Raw genomic sequence first — 24,639 nt, forward strand, 5'->3', positions numbered from 1 at the left:
CCATGAAGGATTGTGCCCGCGCCCTTGGCGCCGCGTTTCTCGCCGCGCTGATGTCCGGTTGCGCCGCCCCCAGCGACAGTCCGTTCGACGCGCAGGGGCGTTACCTGTCGACCTTGGCCCAGCCCGAGACCCTGATAGCGACCGACCGGGCGTTCGCCGCGGCGGCGCAGGAAAGGGGACAGTTCACCGCCTACCGCGAATATGCCGCGCCCGAAGCGGTCATGTTCGTTCCGCAGGCCGTCAACGCACAGGAATGGCTCGCCCAGCGCACCGATCCGGCGCAATCGCTCCGCTGGCAGCCGCAAGGTGTGTGGTCGAGCTGCGACGGCACGCTCGCCGTCACGCTGGGGGCCTGGCAGGGCGCGAACGGCCGGCAGGGGGATTACCTGACGGTCTGGCGGCGGCAGGAGGATGGCGGCTACAAATGGGTGCTGACCCAGGCTGATATCACCGATGCACCGCGCCCGGCGCCGGCAGAACCGGCCAGGATAGTCGCCGAATGCGCGACCGGGGCGGAAGCGCCCAGTCTGGCGATCCAGGCGGCCAATGCCGCGGCCCGCGATCCGCGCATGAAGGGGGCAGGCCAGGCCTATGACAATTCCTCGCGCGACAATACGCTCTACCTCAACATCGTCAGCGACAGCGACGCCTCGCGGGCATGGGCGCTCTATGCGCTGCGCGGCGGGGAACTGGCCGAAGTGCTGCGGGGCGAGGTCGGCGCGGCACGCTGACCCGGCGGGATAGGGGCTCGACTGCCGCATTATCTGGGCTATGCAGGCGCGTCGCCGTTACGTGGGGAGAACCGGCATGCAGCGCCCGATTGTGTTTCTTGCGGTCCTTGCCGCCGCACTTGGGGGATGCGCCGCCGGCAATCAGGATCAGCGCCCCGGCGCGCTGGCCCGTGTCGCCGACCCCGGGGCGGTCGTCGCCACCGAGATCGCCTTTGCCCGCGCCGTGCAGCAGGATGGCCAGTGGACCGCGTTCCGACGCTTCGCGACCGAGGATGCGTGGATGTTCGTGCCCGAGCCTGTGCAGGCGCAGGCGTGGCTGAAGGATCGGGCGGACCCGGAACAGCCGGTTCGCTGGCAGGCGCACAAGGTCTGGACGAGCTGCGATGGCAGCCTCGCCATCACCAGCGGCGCGGCGCAATGGCCGGGCGGGGCCAATGGCACCTTCCTCACCGTGTGGGAGCGCCAGCAGGACGGCACCTATCGCTGGGAGGCGGATCTGGGCGGGATGGTTGCCACGCCCGATTCCGTCCCCGAATCTGTGACGACGCAGGTCGCCAGCTGCACCGCGATGCCAGCACACCTGCCGGGCGCGCTTCCCGCCGCCCAGGTTGAAGGGCATTCACGCGACAGGACGCTCCACTATGTCATCCAGCCGCACGAAGGGGGGCGCGCCGTGCGTCTTGCCTTGTGGGATGGCACCCGGCTCGCCCCGCTCGCGCCGCTGACCTTTGCCGACTGACATGCTGGCCCAGCTGTTCCTCTCGGCCTTTGTCACCCTGTTCGTCGTGATCGACCCGCCGGGCTGCGCGCCGATCTATGCCGGGCTGACCAAGGGGGCGAGTTCGGCGCAGCGCCGCTCTATGGCGATCCGGGCGACCATGATCGCCGGGGCGATTCTCGTCGTCTTCGCGCTGTTCGGCGAGGATTTGCTGGGCGCGCTCCATATCCAGCTCGACAGCTTCCGCATCGCCGGCGGGCTGATGCTGTTCTGGATCGCTTTCGAGATGGTGTTCGAGAAACGCACCCAGCGGCGCGAGGAGCGCGCCGAGAAGGTCGCCGCCACGCCCGAGGTCGAGGATGTCTCCGTGTTCCCCATGGCGATTCCGATGCTGGCCGGGCCGGGGGCGATTGCCGCGATCATGCTGCTGGTGAACGAGGCGAAGGGCACGCAGGGCACGCTGACCGTGCTTGCGGCGCTCGCCAGCGTGCTGCTGCTCACGATGCTGGCACTGATGGCGGCGGGGCCGATCATGCGCTTGTTCGGCGACAAGGTCGAAGCGGCGATCACCCGCGTTCTTGGCGTGTTGCTGGCGGCGCTGGCGGCGCAATATGTCATCGACGGCTTGCGCAATTCGTTCGGGATCATGGCGCCTATTGCAGCGTGACGATTTCGTCTCCGTCGTCGCGCAGCGAGAAGAACTGCATCAGCTGGATCATCAGCTCGCACCGTTCCGACAGCGTGCCCGCCTCGAGCAAGGCCTGCTTCGATGCGCTGTCGAACGGGGCGATCTGCGAGACGCCGTTGATCAGCGTCTCGTCGTCGAGCCGTGACACCGAGTCCCAGTCGACCGAATAGCCCTGCATGTCGGCAAACCGCCGGGCCTCGGCCTCGAACCCGGCGCGCTCCACTGCCGAGAGATAGGCTTCGGCCGGCTCCGCGATCGGTTCGGCTTCGATCTGGCGAAAGGCGGTCGACACGGAAAGCTCGCGGATCAGGCGAAACCGGTGCTGGCCTTCGAGCACGATGTTGTACCGCCCGTCCTCCAGCGCCTCGACATCGCCGATCTTGCCGACGCAGCCCACCGTATAAAGCGGCGCTCCTGCCTCGGCGCGCTGCGGCTGGATCATCCCGATCCGGCCATCCTTGGCCAGCGCACTGCCCACCAGTTCGCGATAGCGCGGCTCGAAGATGTGCAACGGCAGTTGCAGGCCGGGAAACAGGATCGCCCCCGGCAACGGAAAGATCGACAGCCGCTCGCTCATGTTCCGGTCAACCGAACAGGATGCGCGACAGCTTGCGCCGCTGGTCGACGACCCAGGGATCCTCGAGGCCGACCACGCTGAACATGTCGAGCAGCTTCGTCCGTGCCGCGCCGTCGTTCCATTCGCGGTCCGCCTCGATCATGGCGAGAAGTTCGGCTGCCGCCTCGTCCCGCGCGCCGGCGGCAAAGGCGGCCTGGGCGTAGGCCAGCCGCGCGTCCATATCCGCCGGGTCCTTCGCTGCCCGATCGCGCAAGGCGGCCAGTTCGCCATCGTCGACCCGCTGCCCATGAAGGGCGAGCGCCTTGCGCGCCGCGTCGAGCTGCGGATCGGCAGCGAGCCCCGGTATGCCCTCTGCCGCGGCGAGCGCATCCTGCGCCTCCGCGATCCGGCCGGCATCGATCAGGCTGCGGACCAGCCCGGCGTGCGCCGCCGCGTTGTCGGGCGCCATGGCGACGACTTGGGAATAGATGCCCGCGGCGCGTTCGGCATCGCCGCCAGCGGCGATCTCGTCGGCCATGGCGAGGAATTGCGCAATGTCCTGTGCCCCGCCGCCCTGGCCGCCACCGGCGTCGATCGGCAGCTGCGCCAGCAACTGGTCGAGCATCTGCCGCATCTGCGATTCGCCGCGCGCGCTGCTGAGATCGGCCACCGGCTGGCCCTGGAAAAGGGCATAGACCGTGGGGATCGACTGGACCTGGAACTGCGCCGCGATGAACTGTTCGGCGTCGACATCGATCTTGCGCAGGACAACGCCCTTGTCGGCATAGTCCGCGGCGACCTTTTCCAGCATCGGGGCCAGGGCCTTGCACGGCCCGCACCACTCGGCATGAAAGTCCAGAATGACGAGCTGGGACATCGACGGGTCCACGACATCCTTGCGGAACCGCTCGACCGCCTTCTGTTCCTCGATACTCAAACCCATGCTCGCCACGCGCGCCACCTTCGTTCCGGAATAGAGCGTGGGATGTGGGCCTTTTGCGGCTGCTTGTGAAGGGCGCGCGACGCGCTCAAGTTTCGGCTTGCGAGAGGTATAAAGCGCTGCTAGTTGCGCGCCTCTCCACCGGATGCCTCGCGTCCGGTAGCGCCAGTGAGCGGGCGTAGCTCAGGGGTAGAGCACAACCTTGCCAAGGTTGGGGTCGAGAGTTCGAATCTCTTCGCCCGCTCCATTTTCACCATCATCTTGAATAGTCAGGCCCGCCCGGTTCCTGCCGCGATCCGGCGAGCGAGGCTTGACCTACGACGCACTCGCCGTATGGCCGCGTTATGTTGTATCATGGACAGCGCCGGGATGCGGCGATAGTTTCGGTTTTCGTGCTCGCCCTGGTTTCGCCCGCTGCTGCGTTGGCCCAGGAGGTTCCGGTTGCGGAGCCGGCCCCGCAAGAGGGCAGTGTCGACGAGCCGGCGGATGTCGACCTTCATGACCGGCGGGTCGATTACCAAGGCCGGATCGTGGTGACTGCGGCGGGGCTGCGGCAGCTCGACCTGCTGGCCGGCACAAGCGTGATCGAAGGTGCGGAATTGCAGCGCAATCTCGATGGCCAGCTGGGCGAGGTGCTCGCGGGCGAGGCCGGGGTTTCCGCCTCGGGCTTTGCGCCGGGAGCCTCGCGCCCGATCCTGCGAGGGTTCTCGGGCGAACGGGTGAAGGTGCTGGTCGATGGAATCGGCGCGATCGATGCCTCGAACACCTCGGACGACCACGCGGTCTCGATCGATCCGCTCACCGCCGAAAGCATCGAGGTGCTGCGCGGCCCGGCAGTGCTGCTCTACGGCAGCCAGGCGATCGGCGGCGCGGTCAACGTCATCGACAAGCGCATTCCGCGGCGGATGCCCGCCGATGGCGCGGCGCATTTCGATCTGCTTGCCGGGGCCGATACGGCGAGCGACATGCGCGAGATCGGCGCCTCGGCGGACGTGCCGCTCGCCGATGGCCTCGTCGGCCATGTCGATGGTGCCTGGCGCAAGACCGACGATCTGGAGATACCGGGATATGCCGTCTCGCCGTTGCTGCGCGCCGATCTGCTGGCGGACGCCGCGCAAGAGGAGGCGGAGGGCCATCCCGACGAGCCGGCGGAACTGCGCGAGGCCGCCGGAGCGCGCGGCATCCTCTCCAACAGCGCCAGTGAAACCTGGAGCACGAATGCCGGCGTCGCGTTGTTCCGGGGCGATAGCAACATGGGGGTGTCGTTCGGCATCTACGATACGTTCTACGGCGTCCCCGCCCGGCCCGGTGCGGGACACGCCCATGGCGAGGAAGAAGACGAAGCAGGCGGCGAGGAGGAGCATGGCGGCGAGGATGTGCGGATCGGCCTGCGCCAGTATCGCGCGGACTTCCGCGGCGACATCGATCTTGGCGCCGGCCTGTTCGACCGGCTGAACCTGCGCGCCGGTTACTCCGACTACACCCACACCGAATTCGAAGGTGACGAGATCGGCACGGTATTCGACGTGTCGGGCATCGAGGCGCGGATGCAACTCGTCCAGAACCCGCTCGGGGCGCTGCGCGGTTCGGTGGGGGCGCAGTATTATGCCCGCGATTTCGATGCGGTCGGGGCGGAAGCCTTCATCGCGCCCAACCGGACCGAACAGATCGCCCTGTTCGCATTGCAGGAATACGGCAACGGGCCGATCCAGATCGAGGGATCGCTTCGGTTCGAGGATACGGCGGTCGATGCGCCCTCGCTCGGCCTCGAGCGGCAGTTCACCATCTGGTCCTTTGCCGGCGGTCTCGCGTGGGAAGGGCGGCGGACCTTCCGTGCCGGCGTCAACCTGTCGCGCGTGGCGCGGGCGCCGGCGGCGGAAGAGCTGTTTTCAAACGGCCCCCACATCGCCACGCAGGCGTTCGAGATCGGCAACCCCGATCTGGTCGCCGAACGCTCGTGGGGCGCGGAAGCCTATGCGCGCGGGCGGCTTGGTGACACGGAATTCAGTGTTGCTGCCTTCCGGAACTGGTTCGACGATTACATCTATCTCGCCCGCACCGGCGGGGAAGCGGACGGACTACCCGTGTTCGCCTTTCGCCAGCAGGATGCGACCTACACCGGGTTCGAAGCAGCGCTGACCCATGGCCTGCATGATGATGGCGCGCTGCGGATCGAAACCGACCTCAAGGCGGAATATGTCCGCGCGCGGCTGGCCGATGGCAGCAACGTGCCGCGGATCCCCCCGCTCGGCCTGTCCGCCGCACTCTCGGCGGAGACGCGGCAGTTCGACCTGCGCGGCGAAATCGAATGGTATGACGCGCAGAACAGGACCGCGGCGTTCGAGACCCCGACCGATGGCTATGCGCTGGTCAATGCGTCTCTGGTCTTCCGCCCGTGGGAAGGGAACGATGCAGTGCGTCTGATGCTCAAGGCCGACAACTTGTTCGACGTGACCGCCCGGCGCGCTACCAGTTTCACCAAGGACTATATCCCGCTGGCGGGCCGCAACGTGACCATCAGCCTGCGGGCGAGCATCTAGGCGCTAGCGCCGCGGATCGCCCGGACGTTCGGGCGCATGGACGGTGCGCGCGGCTTCTTCATGGCCGGCGACCTTCCCTTCGGCCCGGGCAGCGCGGATTTCCGCCTCGTTGGCCCGGTCGCGTTCGCGCCAGGTGCCGATTTTCCCGCGCACCTGGCCATAGGCATAGACCATCAGCAGCCCTCCCATGATCGCCAGGTTCTTGAGCGCCATGGTGGACTGCACCGGATCGGTGATCTCGCGGTGGAAGAACAGCGTGGCCAACGCAGTAAAGCCGAGCAGCAGCAGCGCCGCCAGCCGGGTCATCAGTCCGCTGGCAAGCAACAGGCCGGCAGCAAGCTCGAAAACGCCCACGCCCATCGCCCACGAACCGGGGAAGGGCGACTGCGCCGCCATCATCTGCGCCGCAGGCGTGGGATCGAGCAGCTTGCCGAGCCCCGACAGGACGAACAGCGCGGCGATGAGGATACGCCCCGCGATTGCCGCCAATGTTGCCATGTCCGCCCTTTCGCCTCAGTTGCCAGGGTAAAGCGCGTTCGGCGCGAGAGGGTTCCGCACGCAATCAGAGACGGGGCAGGGTCACTCCGCGCTGGCCCATGTATTTGCCCGCCCGGTCGGCATAGGTGACCTCGGGCCGTTCGTTGCCTTGCAGGAACAGGAACTGGCACGCGCCTTCGTTGGCATAGATCTTTGCCGGCAGCGGCGTGGTGTTGGAGAACTCGAGCGTGACGTGCCCCTCCCAACCCGGTTCGAGCGGAGTGACGTTCACGATGATGCCGCAGCGCGCATAGGTGCTCTTGCCGAGGCAGATGACCAGCACATCGTCGGGCACGCGAAAATATTCGACCGTGCGCGCAAGCGCAAAGCTGTTGGGCGGGATGGTGCAGATATCGGTTTGCCGGTCGACGAAGCTGGTGGCGGCGAAATCCTTGGGATCGACCACCGCATTATCCACATTGGTGAAGATCTTGAACTCGTCCGCCACCCGCGCGTCATAGCCATAGGACGACAGGCCATAGCTGATCGTGCCGTCGCGCCGCTGGCTTTCGACGAAGGGTTCGATCATTCCCCGGTTGCGTGCCGCCTCGCGAATCCATTTGTCGGAAAGTATCGCCATCGCTTCGGCATGGCCGATCCCGGGGCCGGCGGGCAAGCGGGAGAGACATCCTATCCCCCTCCGCCTGCCGCGCACGCTTTCAGGCCCCGGTGAAAAAGCCCCTTTCCTCCCAGCGCTGCCAATCGCGATTGTAGGTGAATTCGATCCAGTCGTAGGACGATGCCAGCACCCGTGTCGCGATGACGGCGGTGCCGTCGGCCGCCCCCTTGACGAAGCGCAATGTGCCGTTGCCGCCCTGCTTGACGAACCGGATGCGCTGACCATCGGCATAGCCGAACGCCGCCCCGCCGGCGGGCGTGCGGGCGAGGGTCAGGTCCGCGGCGATCTCGCCCGCTGCCTCGATCGTCATCAGCGGCGCGGCGGGTGCGATTTCGCCCGAAGCGCCGATCGTAGGCAGCCGGAACCAGCCCCTGGGCCATGACTGACTGGTCGCCTCGCCGTCCGAATAGGTGACCCGCGGCATCGACAGCGGGGCGACGCCGCCATTGGGCAGCCGACCGCCCGCGACATTGCCGCTGACGGCAATCGAACAGGTGCGCGCGATGTAGCCCGTCCAGTAGCAGCCCAGCCATTCGCGGCCCGCCTCTTCGGCAAGGGCGGTGCGGTGATGGGCGATACGCACGCGAACCTGCGTCGGCGGAAGGCGGAAAGTCCCCTCCGGCGCTCCGGGCACGGGATCGGTCAGGCTGTCGGGCCCGACCAGCGCCAGCGCATGAATTCCCGCTTTGCGATCAAGCCACGCCTCGACTGCCAAGTCGGTATCGCGCAGCGCCATGGCGTTCTTTCCATCCAGCGTCACGGTGGTGTCGATCGTGCGGATCGACCCGCGCACCCAGCTGGCGAAGGCCAGCGAACGGATATTGCTGAACTCGCAGCCGTCGAGCAGCGTCTGCGGCACGGGGCGCAGCGGATCGCGGGTGGGATATTGGCTGTTATGAAGCACGCCGTCGCACGGCCCGCTGCCGAGCCCCATATGATCGCAATCGAACCAGGTGCAATCGCGGTAATGGGCTGCGGTCTTGGCGACATCCTCCTGCGCCTGGAAACAGTCGCCGAAGCGGCAGTCGCGGGCCACGATCCGCGCATCGACCGACGGATTGAAGGCGCTGGCATTGCCGGTCTCGAAGCGGCAGCGATCGAGCCTTACCTCCTCCACGGCGTTGGCGGCCCCGGCGAGGTAGAAGATTTCGCCCTTCCAGCCGATCATCGCGACGTCGCGGCAGACGATGGTCCCGGCATAGCAATCCTGCAACCACAGCGCCTTGTCGGTAATATCCCAGCCATCGCCGGTCGCAGGGTCGGCGGGGAAGGCATAGCGCCCGGTGTGGCGGCGATTGCCCTGCAAGATCAATCGGTGCAGTTCGAGCCGCGCAATCCTGCGGGGCGCCGCGCCGGGATCGGCCAGTTCGCCGAGCACGAACAGCCCGCCCCCGCGCCAGACGGCCTGGCTGGCGCCGGGAGAAGCCGTTGCGGGAACCGTCTGCCAGTTCGTCTCCGGGTCCGCTCCGCCCTGCGCCCGGAAATCGAGCACGGTCGGCACGGCCGAGCTGCCGCGCAGGATCAGGGAACGGCGCACGACCAAGGGGTGGCCATCCGCGGCATGGGTGCGATCCGCTGGCGAGGCGCGGGCGGGGCAATCGATCCGGTAGGCGGGCGAGCCGAACCGGACCTCGCTTGCCCCGATGGCCTCGGCATAGTCGATCGCCGCCTGCACCGCGCCCTGATCGTCCGTTTCACCGTCCCCCGCTGCGCCGCCCTGTTCGACCGCGACCGATCCGCCCTCCGGCAGCAGACGGAAGATGCGCCCGCCTGCATCGCGAAAGGCGAAGCGCGGATGCTCCGCTGCGAGTGCCGGTGTCGAGAGCGCGTCGCAGACGTAACTTGCTGCGCCGCATCCGGCCCGGGCGTGGCCGATGCTTTCGATGCGCTGGCAGGCGGGCGGGATGACGCGTCCGTGAAGGTCGGCGAACAGGGCCGGCATCGCCTGGATCGCCTGTTGCGCCAGACCGAGGGCTGGAAGGGCGAGCCCGGTCATTGCGCCACCCGATAGGAAAGGGTGCCCTGCGTTACCGAACATTCGAGCCACAGCGTCGCCGCCTCCTCGTTCTCGGTCCATACAGGCTCGCACGCGTTGGCGGCGTATTGGCCCCATGGCGCCCCGGCCAAGGTTAGCGGATGGCAGGTGACCCCGTTATCGACCGAACGTAGCAGGCGCACGGTCCCCTCCCATTCACCCGACAGGGTCAGGACGATCGTGCGGCCGGGCGCGGGGGCGAACGGCCCGACGCGCACGCTGACAGAAGTTTCCCCTGCCAGCGGCTGCGGTGCAGCAGCGGGTCCGGAATTGCTCGCACTCAGCGACATCACCGGCAACGGGCGCGCATCGCTGACCAGCGCGAGATGTCCCGTGCCATCGTCGAGCCCCAGGGCGAAGGCCGGCGCAAACCCCGCGGGGGTCTGCAAGGGAATAGAGTCGCTCATGTTTTCGGTTACTCCTGTGACCCGGAATGTGCCGCAGCGGTTAGGAGAGGGATGGCTCTGTAGGAAAATGCTTTTTGCCACCGGCCCCCTGCTGGGGCAGGGCGATGGGATGCAGATCGCCGTGTTTCATCCGGGAACCCAGCACAGCAGACAGGTCGCGCTGGCGCTCGACCAGCTCGGGCGGCTGGCGTTTCTCGCCACCGGGCTGTTTACCGCGGGCCCAGCGCGAAACCTGCCGCTGCCGGCGGCGCTATGCTCAGCGATCGAGCGTGAGCGGGCGCGCTTTGCCTTTCCGCCCCTCGAGCGCGCCCGCGTGCGGACCTTCGCGCTCACCGAACTGCCCGAACGGCTGGCGGCCCGAGCCGGGCAGCACGATCTCGCCCGCTGGCTCGATACTCGGGGCAATGCCTTGATGGGGCGCCGGATCGCCGGGATCGCTGCGCGCGAGGGCCCGCTGGGGCTCTGGGGCTTCGACGGATCGTCCTTCGCCGCCTTCGCCGATCCGCGTACTTCCGGAATGCCGCGCATCCTCGACCGTACCATCGCGCACGGAGAGCACTGGAACGCCGAGCTTGCCCTCTTGCGGGAGAGCCATGGCGACTGGCTCGATCCGTCGGTCCGCCCGTGGAGCGAGCCGCGCCTTGCCCGCGACCAGAGCGAATATGCGCACGCAACCCACATCCTGTGCGGCAGCCGCTTCGCCGCGCGAACGCTCCATCGCCATGCCGCCGTGCAGGGCCTTGCCGACAAGCTGCATGTCCTGCCCTATCCGTTCGACAAGGCGCTGTTCGGCGGCGCAGGCGAGCCGCAAGCCGCCTCCGCGCGCGAACCGGTGCGTTTCCTGTTCGTCGGCGAGGTGGGGGTGCGAAAGGGCATGCACCTCCTGCTCGACGCGATAGCGCGCCTCCCTTCGTCTGACGCGGCGCTCACGGTTGCCGGCCCGCAGGCGGTGCCCGATTCGGTTCTGGCGCCCTTCGCCGGGCGGGTGCGCTTTACCGGCCCCATGCCCCGGGCCAGCATCCCGGCGCTGATGCGCGCGCACCACGTGCTAGTCCTGCCCAGCCTGTTCGAAGGATCGGCCATTGTCCTTCCCGAAGCGATGGCCTCGGGACTTGCGCTGATCCACACCGAAGCCAGCGGCGAGGGGGCGAGCGGGGAGAGCGGCATCGTCCTGCCGCGCCCCGATGCCGCTGCGCTGGCCGAGGCGATGGCCCGCCTCTGTGCCGGGCGGGACCTGCTGCAATCGATGCGGGTCGCTGCGTGGCGCGAAAGCGCGGGCCGCAGTTTCGCCGTCTATCGCGACCGGATCGGGGCGCTGCTGCCGCGACTGGGGCTTTAACCGAGCAGCGCCTGCATCCGGCTTTCGAACAGGTCGACCACCGCGGTTTTCGACCAGCGCCCCGCGGCTCGCTCTGCCCCCAAGGTGCCGAGTGCGGTCCGCCGTGCGGGATCGTCCGCCAGATCGGCGATCGCCCGGGCGAGGGCATCCGCATTGCCCGGCGGAACGATGATGCCGCAGCCATCGAGCTCTTGCGCGATGCCCGAACCCGGGCGGGTGGTGGCGATCACCGGACGTGCCGAGGCAAGGATGTTGCCGATCTTGCTCGGCAGGACGAGATCGGCAGCGCCGTCGATCTGCGGCAGCAGGTGGATGTCTGCCAGCCGCAGGAGCGCGCCGATGGCCGCATCGTCCTGCAAGGGCTGCATCATGACATTGCCCAGCGGTTCGGCCAGCGCGGCGATCGCATCGCGGCATGGCCCCTTGCCCGCCACCACGAAAGCGATGTCCGCGCGCCCGGCAAGCTGGCGGGCCGCACCCATGACAACCTCGAGCCCCTGCTTGCGGGCGATATTGCCCGAGTAGAGCACCACCGTCCGTCCTTCGAGCTTCCACTTCCGGCGCAGCGCAGCCCCGTCGCCCGCACGGACGGCATCGGCATGATTGGCCCAGTTGCGCAGTTCGATGACGCGGGCCGCGGGCATTCCCTTGGCGATCAGCATCGCGCGCATCGCCGGGCTGATGGTGGACACCATATCGGCGCCCTCGAGCATCCGCCGTTCGAACCGCAACGCCGCGTTGGCCCGCCGCCCGCCGCCCGCCAGCAGCCCGGTGGCCATGGCGGCGCCGACCTCGAAATCCTGGACGTGGAGCCAGAACGGCACGCCAAGCCGGCGTGCGGTCCGCCGCGCTGCCGGCACGCTGATCATCGACGGCGCGACCGCCATGACGAAATCGGGACGGCTGGTTTTCACCGCCTTGCGGATCGCCGCCTCTGCCGTTGCGGCGAAGCTGGCATGATGAGCCAGCCGCCGGGCGCCGGTAGGATTGGCCGGCACATAATGCGGACAGCGGGTCACGGTGACCCCGCTCTCGACCGTGCTGGCCCAGCGCTGCGCATGGCCTTCGAACAGCTGCCAATCGGGGTAATAGGGCTGGCCTGCGATACAGTGGACCGCGTGACCGCGTGCGGCCAGCGCCTCGGCAAGGCCCGAGGTATAGGGGCCGATCCCGATCGGTTCGGGCCTGTAATTGAGGCCGACGATCAGCAGCCGGCGGCGCGGCGCCAAAGTCGGCATCGGCCCGGCCAGCGGACTTTCGTGCAGGGTCTTGAGCAGCGCCGGATCCGATCGCGCAAGGAGGGAATGTCCTTGCCGGCTATGCCAGATCGATGGCGAGGAAAAGAGGGGGCGGCGTCAGTATGCCCCGCAAGACACAGGAAGTTGCCGCGAGCCTAGTGCAGCGGGCGACCGGTTGCCGGCGGCTCGGAGGATTGCGACTGCGACTGGCTGGCCATGGTGTCGTCCCCGTGTCCGGCCGCGCCGCGATCCTCGACCAGTTCGTGGAACAGCTTCTCGTAATGATTGATCGCGCGGCGCAATTCCTCGGTCGTCGCCTCGCCCGAACGGCGGGCGATCTCCTGCCCCTCGAGATAATGCCGGGCCACTTCCTGATGCTGAACGGTGAGGTCGCCATGCCGCCGTTCGAAATCGCCCATCGGATAGCCGCGCGCGCCCATCATCTCGCCAATGATCCGGTCGCCGCGCGCGACCGCCTCGACCGGGCTGTCGACGAACAGGGCCTTGGCTTCCTGCCATTGCGCGGTGAACCTCATCCGCTGATTGTCGTCGAGCGGATGGATTTCGAGCTGCTTGACCCGCGCCTCACGCTCGCGCAACTCGGCTTCGGCCTCGCTCCGCCGGCCCTTGGCTTCGAGCGTCCGGTCGTATTCATCGCCGAACTTGTCGCGCAGGACCTGTGTCTGACGGCGCCGGTTCAGGAACCATAGCAGCAAGGCAAGCAAGACCAGCGCGATCGCGATGATGGCGACAGTCGTTTCCTGGTCTTGCACGGCGCACTCCCTGTTGTTCGATGAGGTTCCGGCCTTTCAATGCTTTGCCGCATCCCCTGTTCCGAACGAAGGGGTTGGCTTACATGCGGAAGACGCCGAAGGCGGGGCGCTCGGGGATTGGCGCTTCGAGCGCTGCTGCAAGCGCGAGGCCCAGCACGTCGCGGGTCTGCACCGGGTCGATCACGCCATCGTCCCACAGCCGGGCGGTGGCGTAGTAGGGATTGCCCTCGTCCTCGTATTTCTGGCGGATCGGCGCCTTGAATGCTTCGGCCTCGTCGGGTGTCCAGCTGTCGGCATCGCGGTGGACGGTGGCGAGTACGGAGGCCGCCTGTTCGCCGCCCATCACGCTGATGCGGGCATTGGGCCAGGTGAACAGGAAGCGCGGGCTGTAGGCGCGGCCGCACATGCCGTAATTTCCCGCCCCGAAACTGCCGCCGATGACGACCGTTACCTTGGGCACCGTCGCCGTGGCGACCGCGGTGACCAGCTTGGCGCCATGCTTGGCGATGCCTTCCGCCTCGTACTTGCCGCCGACCATGAAACCCGAGATGTTCTGCAGGAACAACAGCGGCACGCGGCGCTGGCAGGCAAGCTCGATGAAGTGAGCGCCCTTCTGTGCGCTTTCGGAAAACAGCACGCCGTTGTTGGCGAGAATGGCCACCGGCATGCCCCAGATATGCGCGAACCCGCAGACCAGCGTGCTGCCGTAAAGCGCCTTGAACTCGTGAAATTCGCTCCCGTCGACGATGCGGGCGATGACTTCGTGCACGTCATAGGGCGCGCGCACGTCGTCGGGGATGATGGCGTAGAGATCGTCGGCGTCGAATTTCGGCGGGCGGGGGTCGCGCAGCGCCACATCCTTCGCCGCCCCTGGGTTGGCGCCGAGATGGCTGACGATGTCGCGCACGATGGTGAGCGCGTGCTCGTCGTTTTCCGCGAGGTGATCGACTACGCCGGATTTGCGCGCATGAAGGTCGCCCCCGCCGAGATCCTCGGCGCTGATCTCCTCGCCCGTCGCGGCCTTCACCAGCGGCGGACCGGCAAGGAAGATCGTGCCCTGTTCGCGCACGATCACCGTCTCGTCCGACATCGCGGGGACATAGGCGCCGCCCGCGGTGCAGCTGCCCATCACGCAGGCGATCTGCGGAATGCCCAGCGCACTCATGTTGGCCTGATTGTAGAAGATGCGCCCGAAATGATCGCGATCAGGAAAGACCTCGGCCTGGTAGGGCAGGTTCGCCCCGCCGCTGTCGACGAGGTAGATGCACGGCAGCCGGTTCTCCTGCGCGATCTCCTGGGCGCGCAGGTGCTTCTTGACCGTCAGCGGATAATAGCTGCCGCCCTTCACCGTGGGGTCGTTGGCGGCGATCATCACCTGCCGCCCGCTGACCCGCCCGATCCCGGCGATCATGCTCGCGCCCGAAACATCGCCTTCGTACATCCCGTTCGCGGCGAGCTGACCGATCTCGAGGAACGGCGAGCCTGGATCGAGCAGCCGCTCCACCCGCTCGCGGGGCAGCAGCTTGCCGCGGCTGACGTGCCGCTCGCGATGCTTCTCCGGCCCGCCCAGCGCGGCCTCGGCAACCTTTGCGCGCAGTTCGTCGGCAAGCGCCTTGTTGTGCGTGAACCGCGACTTCGCCTCGGCACTTTGGCGGTCGAGCTTGGTAGTGAGGATGGGGGCGGTCATTTCGGCATACTCAGCGCTTCCTGACGAATTCGGCGCGCAGGACCAGGCCCTTGATGCCGGGATATCTGCAATCAATCTCCTGCGGGTCGCCGGTGAGGCGGATCGACTTGATCAGCGTGCCCTGCTTGAGCGTCTGGCCTGCGCCCTTGAGCTCGAGGTCCTTAATCAAGGTCACCTGATCGCCGTCGGCCAGCAAATTGCCCACCGCATCGCGCACCTCGACCGTGTTCGCCGCCGCCTGTTTTGCTGCGAGTTCGGACGCCGGCATCCATTCGCCGCTGTCCTCGTCGTATACGTATTCGTCTTCGCCGCTCACCCCGCCGCCCCGATCAGCTCGCGCCCGATCAGCATGCGCCTGATCTCGTTGGTGCCTGCCCCGATGTCGAGCAGCTTGGCATCGCGCATGTAGCGTTCCACCGGCCAGTCGAGCGTGTAGCCAGCGCCGCCCAGCGCCTGGACGCTTTCGGCCGCCACGCGGAAGGCGTTCTCGCTGGCGAGGAGGATCGTTCCTGCCGCATCGAAGCGGGTGGTCTGCCCGGCATCGCATGCCTTTGCCACGGCATAGGTATAGGCGCGTGCCGATTGCAGCGCGACATACATGTCGGCAACCTTGGCCTGCATCAGCTGGAAGCTGCCGATGGGTTTGCCGAACTGGGTTCTCTCGCGAAGATACGGGATGACGGTGTCGAGGCACGCCTGCATCACGCCAAGCTGCAAGCCGGCGAGCACCACGCGCTCGTAATCGAGCCCGCTCATCAGCACGCCGACCCCGCCGTTTTCGGGGCCCATCACATTGTCCTCGGGCACAAAGCAGTTATCGAACACCAGCTCTGCCGTGGGCGAGCCGCGCATCCCGACCTTCTCGATCTTCTGGCCGATGGAAAACCCGTCGAACCCCTTTTCGATCAGGAAGGTGGTGATCCCGCGCGAACCCTCGCCGGTCTTGGCATAGACCACCAGCGTATCGGCATAGGTCGCGTTGGTGATCCAGAACTTGGTGCCGTTAAGGACATAGCCGCCGTCGACCCGCTCTGCCCGCGCCTTCATCGAGACAACGTCAGATCCGGCGCCGGCTTCGCTAATCGCGAGGCTGCCGACATGCTCGCCGCTGATCAGCTTGGGCAGGTATTTCGCCTTCTGCGCCTCGTTCCCCCAGCGCGCGATCTGGTTGACGCACAGGTTCGAGTGCGCGCCGTAGCTGAGGCCGACCGAGGCGCTGGCCCGGCTGACCTCCTCGACCGCAACGACATGCTCGAGATAGCCGAGGCCCAAGCCGCCGTCCGCCTCCGCCACGGTAATGCCGTGAAGCCCAAGTTCGCCCATGGCCGGCCACAATTCCGCGCGCGGGAACCAGTCCTCGCGATCGACCTTCGCGGCGAGCGGTTCGATCTGCTCGTCGGCGAAGCGGCCGACGCTGTCGCGGATCATGTCCGCCGCCTCGCCAAGCTGGAAATCGAAATCGGGAGTGGCGCGCATCGTCGTTCCTGAAGGCTGCGGATAAAAAGGGCCGGCGGGCCGAGGCGATAGCGAAGCGGGCGGGCGCGGGCAAATGTCCTTTTCCGGCACGCGCGGGACAGGGCCAAGCGATTCAAACCGCAGCTTTTATTTGGCGAAAGGCGGCGGTTGCTTTACGATTGGCTGAGGGACATGCTTTACCAACCGCAACTCTTGTGGCCTGCCCGTCAGGGCCCGGACCCTGCCATGTGCGGCGAAGGCGACCGGCTGTCGGTCATGGCGGCCTACGGACTCGATCGGCTGACCGAAGACGACGAGCTTCAGCGCACGGTGGAGTTCGCCGCAAGGCTGTGCGATGCGCCGATCGCGCTGGCCAGCCTTGTCGAGGAAGAGCGGCAACGCTTCATCGCCCGCAGCGGGCTTGAAGTGGACGAAACGCCGCGTTCGTGCAGCCTGTGCGCTGATGCGATGCTGGGAACGGCCACGATGGTCATTCCCGATACCCACGCCGACCCCCGCTTTGCCGACAATTTGCTGGTGACGGGCGATCCGCATATCCGCTTCTATGCCGGTGCCCCGCTGGTTTCGGTCGAGGGCGCGCCGTTGGGCGCATTGTGCGTGATCGACATCAAGCCGCGGCCCGAAGGGCTGACCTTGCTCCAGCAGGAGGGTCTCGAACTTCTTGCGCGCAGCGTGATGCAACGCCTCCAGACCCGCCGTCAGGACCTCTATGCGATGGGGGCCATCCGCCAGCGCGAACAGGAACTGCGCCACATGCTCGACAGTGTGCCGGGCATCGCCTGGTCGGCACGCGCCGATGGCCTGTTCGACATGTTCAACGCCCGCTGGGGCGAGATCACCGGGGCCATGCCCCCCGCCACCGTCGAAGGGTGGGAGCCCTTCGTCCATCCCGACGACTGGCCGACCCTGCGCAAGCACTGGAAGGGCGCGTTCGAAGGCAACCTCCTTCACGCCGAGGAATGGCGGATGCGGCAGGCGGACGGCAGCTATCGCTGGGTGCTGGCCCGCGCGGTGCCGGTGATGGACGAAGGCGAAACGGTGCCCCGCTGGTTCGGCACGACCGTCGATATCGACGACAATCACCGCCTGTCGGAGGCGCGCGACCTGCTGGCGAGCGAATTGTCTCACCGGATCAAGAACATCTTCGCGGTCGTCGCGAGCCTGATCACCATGCGGGCGCGCAACGAGGGCGAGGCGGTGCAGAGCTTCGCTTCCGACATCACCGATACGATCCGCGCGCTGGGCACCGCTCATGATTACGTCCGCCCGATCGATACCCGCAGCAACGACAGCCTCAAGGAAATGCTGCGCGAGCTTCTGGCGCCCTATCAGGACAGTTCGGGCGAGCGGATCGTCGTCGAAGGGGATTCGGTGGCAATCGGATCGCGGGCGGCGACGCCGCTGGCACTGATCTTTCACGAACTGGCGACCAATGCGGCGAAATATGGCGCGTTCGACAAGCCGGGCGGGCGCGCGATCGTCCGCATCGGGACCGAGGGTGAGGCACCGGAGCAATGGCTGTGCCTGTCATGGATCGAACAAGTGCCGGATTTCGTGCCGCCGCAGGGCGAGCCCAAGCCGGGCTTCGGATCGCGCCTGATCCAGATGGCCGTGACCAGCCAGCTGCGCGGGACCTTCGCGCGCGAATATCTGGCCGATGGGCTGCGGATGGACATGCGGGTTCCGGTCGACGCACTGACCGAATAGGGCAGGCGGTATTCCCTCCAAGGGCAAGGGCGGCCTGTAAACGCGTAGCGAGTCAGGCAAAACCGGCGGGCGAAGGCCAGTCGGCCCCTTGAATTGCCATCACCTTGAACAACGCGCCCATCTCGTCCGCATCGGTCAGCCGGCGGCGGGCGTCGGCAACGGCCTCAGCCGCTGCGGGCGACTGGCGCGAAAGCTGCGCCGCCCGTACGTCGAGCCCCAGCGCGCGGAGCCACTCGCCCTGCGTGGCGGCGTGAACCGTGCAGCCTGCTTCGCGGGCAATGTCGCCGAGAGTCGCAAAGTCGACATGCGCGGTGAGATCCATGTCGCCCGGCGCATCGAACACGCCGATCTTGCGATGCGCCCTTACCGCCTGCAGCGTCGATCCCGGGCGCGGTTCGAGATAGCCATAATCGATTGCCAGCAGGGCGCCGCCCCGCTGCCGGACCCGGTCGGCAAGATCGCGCCAGATCGCCGCCGTGGCCGGTGATGTCTCGATGATCGTTCCCGGTTCGCTGTCCTGCAACAAGGGCGGCACGGCGGCGTCCATCGGGGTGTTGCCGGCCATGAAAGCCAGCTCTTCGCCATCGAGGCCGACCATCCGTTCGCGCCAGCCCGCCGGCGTGCGGATCAGCTGACGCACGGCGAGCGCATCGAAGAATTCGTTGGCAACGATGAACAACGGGGCATCGCAGAGGGTGTCGATGTTTTCGTGAAACCGGGCTGCCGGCACGGCGCGGGCCTGTGCGCGGCGCAGCGCGGGCGAACTTTCCACCAGATGGACGTCAGGGCGAAAACCCTGCGCGGCCATCGCCCGCAAGGCATCGGCGGCCAGCGTTCCGCGGCCCGGCCCAAGCTCCGCCCAGCCCATGCCGGGCGGTGCGCCGGCCCGGTGCCACAGATCGGCGCACCACAGGCCGATCAGTTCGCCGAACATCTGGCTGATCTCGGGCGCGGTCACGAAGTCCCCGCCCGCGCCGAGCGGATCGCGCGAGGCGTAGTAGAGCGCGTTGCTCTCGGCCATGTACTGCGCGACCGGGATCGGCCCGTGGGCGCGGATAAGGCGTTTGAAGCGCTCCGCCGAAGCGGTCATGCCGGTTGCGGGGCTGCGGTCCTTGCCCCGCCTACCGGCGGGCGGGTCAGCGCATAGGCCATGACGGCGAGCCCGACCGCGATCATCGGCAGGCTGAGCCATTGCCCCATCGACAGCCCGGTCTGGCGAGCGAACTCGGCCAGCTGGGCATCCGGTTCGCGGAAGAACTCGTTGACGAAGCGGCCGATGCCCATGCCGACGGTGAAGATGCCGACCAGCAGCCCCGGGCGATAGCGCGCGCGGGTCTTCCAGAACAGCGTCAGAACCAGCACGGCCAGCAGCAGGCCTTCGAGCCCCGCCTGATAGAGCTGGCTGGGATGGCGCGCCACCTCGCCGCCGCCGGGAAACACCATGCCCCACGAAACGTCGGTCGCCCGGCCCCACAGCTCGCCATTGATGAAGTTGGCGATGCGGCCGAGCATATAGGCCATCGGCACGTTGACCGAGACATAGTCGCACACCCGCAGCCAGTTCAGCCCGCCCCGCCATGCGACCCAGGTGATCGCCAGCAGCACGCCGATGACCCCGCCGTGGAAACTCATCCCCCCGTCCCACAGCCGCAACAGATCCCAGCTGACCGCTTCGCCGGGAGTGAAATTGGTGAACAGGCTGGGCTTGCCGGTATCGCCGCCGGTATAGAAGGCCGCGTAACCCAGGCGCCCGCCGATGATGACGCCCAGCGTGCAGTAGAAGAACAGATCGTCCGCATGGCGCTGCGCCAGCGGTGCGCCGGGGGCCTTGATCATGCGCGACAGGTGCCAGTAGGCCAGCAGGATGCCCACCAGATAGGCGAGCGAATAATAGCGCAGCTCGAACCCGCCGGCACGGAACAGATAAGGGCTGAGCCCCAGTTCCGACCAGTAGATCGGATCGCTCGCCGCTGCGCTTGCAGCCAGTAGTGACAGCAAGGGTCGTTCTCCTTAGAAAATCGGCGCCCGGGAAGTCCGCCGGCCGCACCGGACCGGATCGGCGGGCGGCTTTTGGCATAGCGGGGCCTTCGGGGAAAGCCCGTCGCGCATCCGCTTGCAGCCATCGTGCAGGACGGGCACGATGCGCGAAAGAACAACGGAAGAAGAGGATAGCCACCCCAATGCCCACCCAACTCGATCTTGATATCGATCGCATCGTTACCGCCGTCACTGGACCGGGCCAGATGTTCGAGCTGACCGAGGGGGACCGCGGCGGCATCGCGATGCCGGCATTCAAGAACGCGCCGCCGACGCTGGCGCATTATTTCGCCCATTTCTGCAACGAGAAACGCGACACCCTGTTTCTGGTCGATGGCGACCTTCGCCTGACCTTCGGCGAGGTCTATGCCGCGGCCGCCAGCGTCGCCCACGGTTTGGCGACCCGGCATGGGGTCGGGAAAGGCGACCGCGTCGGCATTGCCGCGCGCAATTCCGCCAACTGGATCATCGCCTACATGGGCACGCTGATGGCGGGGGGCTGCGCGACGCTGCTCAACGGCTGGTGGACGGGCGAGGAACTGGCCTACGGGATCGAGCTGTGCGAATGCTCGCTGGTGCTGGCCGATGCCCAGCGCGCCGCGCGGATGGAAGGCACCAGCACCGGCGCACGGATCGTCACCTTCGGTCACGGGCGGCCTGCCGAAGGGCTGGAGCCGCTGTGGGCCGAGGGCGATACCGCGATGCGGATGCTGGGCGAACTGGGGCCGCGCGATCTTGCCACCATTCTCTACACCTCGGGCAGCACGGGTTCGCCCAAGGGCGCCTATTCCGATCATCTCGGCGTCATTTCGGGCACGATGAACTACATCTGCCAGACCGCGCTCATCCTTCAGGTGCTGACCGAACGGGGCGAGGCGCCCGAGGTCCAGCCCTCGGCGCTGGTCGCGGTGCCGCTGTTCCACGTGACCGGCGAAATCCCGCTGTTCCTGCAAAGCTTTGCGCTGGGCCGCAAGCTGGTGATGATGCCCAAGTGGGACGCTCTGGAGGCGCTGCGGCTGCTCGAGCAGGAACAGGTGACCTATTTCGTCGGCGTGCCCCTGATGAGCTATGAGCTTGCCACCCATCCCGAGCGCGACCGCTTCGACCTGACCGCCTGCAAGAGCTTCGCTGCCGGCGGCGCGCCGCGCCCGCTCGAGCATGTGACGAAGATCAAGGACGCCTTTCCCCACGGCAATCCGCTGCTCGGCTATGGTCTGACGGAAACCAACGCGGTCGGCTGCGGCAATTTGAACGAGAACTACCTCGCCAAGCCCGGCTCGACCGGAGCGCCGTCGCGCCCGCTGGTCGATCTCGCCATCCTCGACGACGACGGCAAGGCGGTCGCCCAGGGCGAGATGGGCGAAATCGGTATCCGCTCGATCGCCAATTTCCTCGGCTACTGGCGCAACGATGAGGCGACCGCCGAAGCCTTTACCGCCGACGGCTACTTCCGCACCGGCGATCTTGGTTACCTCGACGAGGACAATTACCTTTTCATCGTCGATCGCAAGAAGGACATCATCATCCGCGGGGGCGAGAACATTTCCTGCATCGAGGTCGAAGAGGCGATCTACGCCCATCCCGACGTCGCCGAATGCTCGGTCTTCGGCTTGCCCGACGATCGCCTGGGCGAAGTGCCGGCGGCGGTTTACCTGCCGCACCCCGGCAAGACCTTGGCGGAGGACGATTTGCGCGAATTTCTCGCCGAACACATCGCGCATTACAAGGTGCCGCAATACCTCTGGATCGCCAGCGAAACCCTGCCGCGCCTGGGTACGCAGAAGGTCGACAAGCGCAGTCTGAAGGCACGCTACGCCAAGGAGGCGATGCCGGCTGCGCAATGATGCAGGTTCCCGATCAGCGCGCCATCATCGATCGCCGTGCCCTGTCGGCGGCGATCGGCGAGGTGGCGGCGCAAGCGAATGGGGAGCAACGCCCGGCAATCGTCGGCCTGCTGCGCGATGCCCTCACCCGCGGGCGCGAGGAAATGGGCCGCCGCCTGCTGGCCGCCCCGGCCGCCGGCCACGAAATCGCCGCGGGCTATACTTTCCTGGTCGACCAGCTGGTTCGCGCGATCCACGAACATGTGATCACCCATCTCTATCCCGCGGCGAATCCCACCGCGCAGGAACGGCTCGCCATCGTCGCGGTCGGGGGATACGGGCGATCCGAGCTGGCCCCCCATTCCGATATCGACATCGCCTTCCTCGTCGGCGACCGGCGCAACAGCTGGTGCGAGCAGGTGGTGGAGGCGATGCTCTACCTGCTGTGGGATCTGGGCCTCAAGACCGGCCATTCCACCCGCACGATCGACGAACTGATCCGCCTCTCGCACGATGACCTGACGATCCGCACATCTTTGCTGGAGGCGCGCTTCGTCTGGGGTGACCGCGCGCTTTACGATGCCGCAATGGCGCGTTTCGATGCCGAGGTCCGGCGCGGGGCGGAACGGCGCTTCTTCCTCGACAAGCTGGCCGAACGCCGCGCCCGCCACAAGCGCATGGGCGACAGCCGTTATGTCGTCGAACCCAACGTCAAGGACGGGAAAGGCGGCCTTCGCGACCTGCAGACGCTGTTCTGGATCGGCAAGTTCATCCATAACGTGCGCCGCGCCGCCGAACTGGTGCCCGCGGGGCTGATGACCACGGCCGAATATCGCAGCTTTCGCCGGGCCGAACGGTTCATGCTGGCGGTGCGCAGCCATATGCACGTGCTGACGGGGCGGGCGGAAGACCGGCTGACCTTCGACCTGCAGCGGCAGGTCGCCGAACGGATGAACTTCGCCGACCGGCCGGGGCAGAGCGCGGTCGAACGGTTCATGCGCTTCTACTTCCTCCAGGCCAAGCGGGTCGGCAGCCTGACCGGGGTGTTCCTGGCGCATATCGAGGAAGAGTTTTCGCACAAGGCTTCGCAAGCCGGGTTCTTCGCCGGCTTTCGTTCGCCCCCGCGCAGCATTGCCGGCTACCGCGTCGCCGGGGGCAAGATCGCCGCCCCGCGCGACGACTGGTTCCGCGAGGATCCGGTGCGCCTCGTCGAACTGTTCGCGATCGCCGAAGGGCACCAGCTCGAAATCCATCCGGAAACCATGCGTCAGGCGGGGCGCGACAAGGCGCTGATCGACGAGCGCGTGCGCCGCGATCCGCGCGCGAACGCCTTGTTTCTGGACGTCCTCGCCGGTCGCAACGATCCCGAACCGGTCCTGCGATGGATGAACGAGACCGGGGTATTCGGCCGCTTCGTTCCGGATTTCGGCAAGGTCAACGCGCAGATGCAGTTCGACATGTACCACCACTATACGGTCGACGAGCATACCATCCGCGCCATCGGGCTACTGTCGCAGATCGAACGGGGCCTCCTCAAGGACGACCACCCACGAGCCACACGGCTGATCGGCCGTGTGGCCTCGCGCCGGGTCGCCTATGTCGCCGCCCTGCTGCACGATATCGCCAAGGGGCGCGGCGGCGATCATTCGGTGCTGGGGGCCGAGATCGCGCGGCGGCTGTGCCCGCGCTTCGGACTATCTTCGCAGGAAACGGAACTGGTCGAATGGCTGGTCCTCAACCATCTGTTGATGAGCCACACCGCGCAAAAGCGCGATCTGGCGGATCCCAAGACAATCGAGGATTTCTGCGCCCGGGTGCAGAGCATCGAACGCTTGCGACAGCTCGAGATCCTCACCGTCGTCGATACCCGGGCGGTGGGGCCGGGGGTCTGGAACAACTGGAAGGGCCAGCTCTTGGGCGAACTCTACGATGCCGCTCAGGAACGGCTGCGGCTCGGCCACCTGCGGCATGGGCGCGAGCACCGGATGGCGCGCAAGCAGGCCGAGGTGCGCGAGGCGCTGGGCGAGCGCGCCGCCCTGGTCGACCGGTTCGCACCGCTGTTCGACGATGCCTACTGGATTGCCGAGCCGGTCGACATCATCGCGCTCAATCTGCGCCATCACGAGGCCGCGCTGGCAGCGCAGGAGGCTTTGCGCGTCCACTGCGAAGCCTATCCGGCGCTCGGCGCGACGCTGGTGACGGTCATCGCCGAAGACATCCCCGGGCTGTTCTACCGCATCGTCGGCGGCATCCATCTGGCCGGGGCCAACATCATCGATGCGCGCATCCACACCACGCGCGATGGCTGGGCGGTGGACAATTTCCTCGTGCAGGACCCCCACGGGGCGCCGTTCATGGAAGATCGCCAGCTTGCCCGCATCCGGCGGATGATCGCCGATGCGCTGGCCAATCGCGTTGAACTCACACCGCGGCTGGCGCGCCGTCCGCTGCCGCATCGGGGATCGAAGGTCTTCGAGGTTTCCCCTCGGGTCGAGTTCGACAACAAGGCGTCCAATCGCTTCACGGTGATCGAGGTCAACGCCCGCGACCGTCCGGCGCTGCTCCACCGGCTCGCCGGAGTGATGTTCGAATGCGGGCTCGAGGTGCATTCGGCCCATGTCACCAATTACGGCGAGAGGGCGGCCGATACCTTCTACGTCACCGACGCGCAGGGGGCAAAGCTGCTGCCGGGCGCGGTGCAGGACAAAGTCGCCGCGCGTCTCGCCGAAGCGGCCAGCGACGCGTTGCAGGCCAAGCTGGAAGACGCCTGAACCGACCCGCGGCCATG

21 protein-coding genes and 1 tRNA gene are annotated in these 24,639 nt (G+C 67.1%); 9 read left to right on the plus strand and 13 right to left on the minus strand.

Annotated elements, in window-relative coordinates; translation table 11 throughout:
• Positions 1–2 precede the first annotated feature (2 nt).
• The 3 genes from ACHFFA_RS02485 (at position 3) to ACHFFA_RS02495 (ending at position 2,116) form a co-directional block, all read left to right on the plus strand.
• Positions 3–731 (plus strand): DUF4440 domain-containing protein, encoded by a 729-nt coding sequence (locus ACHFFA_RS02485; protein WP_394269252.1) that lies wholly within the window; start codon positions 3–5, stop codon positions 729–731.
• Positions 732–807: 76 nt separating this feature from the next.
• On the plus strand, positions 808–1,470 hold the full coding sequence (locus ACHFFA_RS02490) for a hypothetical protein (RefSeq protein WP_394269253.1): 663 nt from the start codon (positions 808–810) through the stop codon (positions 1,468–1,470).
• Between the two features lie 4 nt (positions 1,471–1,474).
• The gene (locus ACHFFA_RS02495) at positions 1,475–2,116 is read left to right on the plus strand and encodes a MarC family protein (protein WP_394269283.1); all 642 of its coding nucleotides are present in this window, start codon (positions 1,475–1,477) and stop codon (positions 2,114–2,116) included.
• Here the strand turns inward: ACHFFA_RS02495 and ACHFFA_RS02500 are convergent.
• Positions 2,103–2,714, minus strand: coding sequence for an LON peptidase substrate-binding domain-containing protein (locus ACHFFA_RS02500; RefSeq protein ID WP_394269254.1), 612 nt, complete (start codon positions 2,712–2,714; stop codon positions 2,103–2,105). The two genes, ACHFFA_RS02495 and ACHFFA_RS02500, sit on opposite strands and share 14 nt — an antisense overlap.
• 7 nt (positions 2,715–2,721) lie before the next feature.
• Positions 2,722–3,636, minus strand: a complete 915-nt coding sequence (locus ACHFFA_RS02505; protein WP_394269284.1) for a tetratricopeptide repeat protein — start codon at positions 3,634–3,636, stop codon at positions 2,722–2,724.
• A 169-nt stretch (positions 3,637–3,805) separates the two neighbouring features.
• Here ACHFFA_RS02505 and ACHFFA_RS02510 point away from each other — a divergent pair.
• A tRNA-Gly gene (locus tag ACHFFA_RS02510) sits at positions 3,806–3,880 on the plus strand.
• Between the two features lie 145 nt (positions 3,881–4,025).
• Entirely contained in the window at positions 4,026–6,173 is a 2,148-nt protein-coding gene (locus ACHFFA_RS02515; RefSeq protein ID WP_394269255.1) for a TonB-dependent receptor, read from the plus strand.
• Positions 6,174–6,176: 3 nt separating this feature from the next.
• Here ACHFFA_RS02515 and ACHFFA_RS02520 read toward each other — a convergent pair whose 3' ends face one another.
• From ACHFFA_RS02520 to ACHFFA_RS02535, 4 genes are all read right to left on the minus strand, one after another.
• Entirely contained in the window at positions 6,177–6,671 is a 495-nt protein-coding gene (locus tag ACHFFA_RS02520; protein WP_394269256.1) for a DoxX family protein, read from the minus strand.
• A 64-nt stretch (positions 6,672–6,735) separates the two neighbouring features.
• Positions 6,736–7,290 (minus strand): dCTP deaminase, encoded by a 555-nt coding sequence (gene dcd, locus ACHFFA_RS02525; RefSeq protein ID WP_394269257.1) that lies wholly within the window; start codon positions 7,288–7,290, stop codon positions 6,736–6,738.
• 79 nt (positions 7,291–7,369) lie between these two features.
• Positions 7,370–9,325: a hypothetical protein gene (locus ACHFFA_RS02530; RefSeq protein ID WP_394269258.1), complete on the minus strand. Its 1,956-nt coding sequence runs from the start codon at positions 9,323–9,325 to the stop codon at positions 7,370–7,372.
• Positions 9,322–9,771, minus strand: a complete 450-nt coding sequence (locus ACHFFA_RS02535; RefSeq protein ID WP_394269259.1) for a hypothetical protein — start codon at positions 9,769–9,771, stop codon at positions 9,322–9,324. The genes ACHFFA_RS02530 and ACHFFA_RS02535 overlap by 4 nt, the downstream gene beginning before the upstream one ends.
• A 67-nt stretch (positions 9,772–9,838) precedes the next feature.
• On the opposite strand from ACHFFA_RS02535, the gene ACHFFA_RS02540 reads away from it, so the two are divergent.
• The gene (locus ACHFFA_RS02540) at positions 9,839–11,110 is read left to right on the plus strand and encodes a glycosyltransferase family 4 protein (protein ID WP_394269260.1); all 1,272 of its coding nucleotides are present in this window, start codon (positions 9,839–9,841) and stop codon (positions 11,108–11,110) included.
• Here ACHFFA_RS02540 and ACHFFA_RS02545 read toward each other — a convergent pair.
• From ACHFFA_RS02545 to ACHFFA_RS02565, 5 genes are all read right to left on the minus strand, one after another.
• Positions 11,107–12,348, minus strand: coding sequence for a WcaI family glycosyltransferase (locus tag ACHFFA_RS02545; protein ID WP_394269261.1), 1,242 nt, complete (start codon positions 12,346–12,348; stop codon positions 11,107–11,109). The genes ACHFFA_RS02540 and ACHFFA_RS02545 overlap by 4 nt on opposite strands.
• A 155-nt stretch (positions 12,349–12,503) precedes the next feature.
• Entirely contained in the window at positions 12,504–13,121 is a 618-nt protein-coding gene (locus tag ACHFFA_RS02550; RefSeq protein ID WP_394269262.1) for a hypothetical protein, read from the minus strand.
• A 79-nt stretch (positions 13,122–13,200) separates the two neighbouring features.
• Positions 13,201–14,808 (minus strand): carboxyl transferase domain-containing protein, encoded by a 1,608-nt coding sequence (locus ACHFFA_RS02555; protein ID WP_394269263.1) that lies wholly within the window; start codon positions 14,806–14,808, stop codon positions 13,201–13,203.
• Between the two features lie 10 nt (positions 14,809–14,818).
• Positions 14,819–15,076 (minus strand): alkylphosphonate utilization protein, encoded by a 258-nt coding sequence (locus tag ACHFFA_RS02560; protein ID WP_394269285.1) that lies wholly within the window; start codon positions 15,074–15,076, stop codon positions 14,819–14,821.
• 44 nt (positions 15,077–15,120) lie between these two features.
• On the minus strand, positions 15,121–16,284 hold the full coding sequence (locus tag ACHFFA_RS02565) for an acyl-CoA dehydrogenase family protein (protein WP_394269264.1): 1,164 nt from the start codon (positions 16,282–16,284) through the stop codon (positions 15,121–15,123).
• Between the two features lie 255 nt (positions 16,285–16,539).
• Between ACHFFA_RS02565 and ACHFFA_RS02570 the strand changes: the two genes are divergently transcribed.
• Positions 16,540–17,991: a sensor histidine kinase gene (locus ACHFFA_RS02570; protein WP_394269265.1), complete on the plus strand. Its 1,452-nt coding sequence runs from the start codon at positions 16,540–16,542 to the stop codon at positions 17,989–17,991.
• 52 nt (positions 17,992–18,043) lie between these two features.
• On the opposite strand, the gene ACHFFA_RS02575 is transcribed toward ACHFFA_RS02570, so the two are convergent.
• Positions 18,044–19,081, minus strand: coding sequence for a class I SAM-dependent methyltransferase (locus tag ACHFFA_RS02575; protein ID WP_394269266.1), 1,038 nt, complete (start codon positions 19,079–19,081; stop codon positions 18,044–18,046).
• On the minus strand, positions 19,078–19,989 hold the full coding sequence (lgt, locus tag ACHFFA_RS02580) for a prolipoprotein diacylglyceryl transferase (RefSeq protein WP_394269267.1): 912 nt from the start codon (positions 19,987–19,989) through the stop codon (positions 19,078–19,080). Before lgt ends, ACHFFA_RS02575 begins: the two co-directional genes overlap by 4 nt.
• 182 nt (positions 19,990–20,171) lie before the next feature.
• On the opposite strand from lgt, the gene ACHFFA_RS02585 reads away from it, so the two are divergent.
• The gene (locus ACHFFA_RS02585; RefSeq protein WP_394269268.1) at positions 20,172–21,872 is read left to right on the plus strand and encodes a class I adenylate-forming enzyme family protein; all 1,701 of its coding nucleotides are present in this window, start codon (positions 20,172–20,174) and stop codon (positions 21,870–21,872) included.
• Positions 21,869–24,622: a [protein-PII] uridylyltransferase gene (locus ACHFFA_RS02590; protein ID WP_394269269.1), complete on the plus strand. Its 2,754-nt coding sequence runs from the start codon at positions 21,869–21,871 to the stop codon at positions 24,620–24,622. The genes ACHFFA_RS02585 and ACHFFA_RS02590 overlap by 4 nt, the downstream gene beginning before the upstream one ends.
• The last annotated feature ends 17 nt before the right edge of the window (positions 24,623–24,639 follow it).

The organism is Qipengyuania sp. (assembly GCF_043423005.1).
GTDB lineage: Bacteria > Pseudomonadota > Alphaproteobacteria > Sphingomonadales > Sphingomonadaceae > Qipengyuania.

Bases quoted from the DNA above. Each gene is read 5' to 3' on its own strand.
- ACHFFA_RS02565 (WP_394269264.1), bottom strand. From the start codon at position 16,284: ATGCGCGCCACTCCCGATTTCGATTTCCAGCTTGGCGAGGCGGCGGAC.
- ACHFFA_RS02540 (WP_394269260.1), top strand. From the start codon at position 9,839: ATGCTTTTTGCCACCGGCCCCCTGCTGGGGCAGGGCGATGGGATGCAG.
- ACHFFA_RS02590 (WP_394269269.1), top strand. From the start codon at position 21,869: ATGATGCAGGTTCCCGATCAGCGCGCCATCATCGATCGCCGTGCCCTG.
- ACHFFA_RS02555 (WP_394269263.1), bottom strand. From the start codon at position 14,808: ATGACCGCCCCCATCCTCACTACCAAGCTCGACCGCCAAAGTGCCGAG.
- ACHFFA_RS02570 (WP_394269265.1), top strand. From the start codon at position 16,540: ATGGCGGCCTACGGACTCGATCGGCTGACCGAAGACGACGAGCTTCAG.
- ACHFFA_RS02545 (WP_394269261.1), bottom strand. From the start codon at position 12,348: ATGCCGACTTTGGCGCCGCGCCGCCGGCTGCTGATCGTCGGCCTCAAT.
- ACHFFA_RS02535 (WP_394269259.1), bottom strand. From the start codon at position 9,771: ATGAGCGACTCTATTCCCTTGCAGACCCCCGCGGGGTTTGCGCCGGCC.
- ACHFFA_RS02530 (WP_394269258.1), bottom strand. From the start codon at position 9,325: ATGACCGGGCTCGCCCTTCCAGCCCTCGGTCTGGCGCAACAGGCGATC.
- ACHFFA_RS02575 (WP_394269266.1), bottom strand. From the start codon at position 19,081: ATGACCGCTTCGGCGGAGCGCTTCAAACGCCTTATCCGCGCCCACGGG.
- ACHFFA_RS02505 (WP_394269284.1), bottom strand. From the start codon at position 3,636: ATGGGTTTGAGTATCGAGGAACAGAAGGCGGTCGAGCGGTTCCGCAAG.
- ACHFFA_RS02520 (WP_394269256.1), bottom strand. From the start codon at position 6,671: ATGGCAACATTGGCGGCAATCGCGGGGCGTATCCTCATCGCCGCGCTG.
- ACHFFA_RS02560 (WP_394269285.1), bottom strand. From the start codon at position 15,076: ATGCCGGCGTCCGAACTCGCAGCAAAACAGGCGGCGGCGAACACGGTC.
- ACHFFA_RS02500 (WP_394269254.1), bottom strand. From the start codon at position 2,714: ATGAGCGAGCGGCTGTCGATCTTTCCGTTGCCGGGGGCGATCCTGTTT.
- ACHFFA_RS02585 (WP_394269268.1), top strand. From the start codon at position 20,172: ATGCCCACCCAACTCGATCTTGATATCGATCGCATCGTTACCGCCGTC.
- dcd (WP_394269257.1), bottom strand. From the start codon at position 7,290: ATGGCGATACTTTCCGACAAATGGATTCGCGAGGCGGCACGCAACCGG.
- ACHFFA_RS02490 (WP_394269253.1), top strand. From the start codon at position 808: ATGCAGCGCCCGATTGTGTTTCTTGCGGTCCTTGCCGCCGCACTTGGG.
- ACHFFA_RS02485 (WP_394269252.1), top strand. From the start codon at position 3: ATGAAGGATTGTGCCCGCGCCCTTGGCGCCGCGTTTCTCGCCGCGCTG.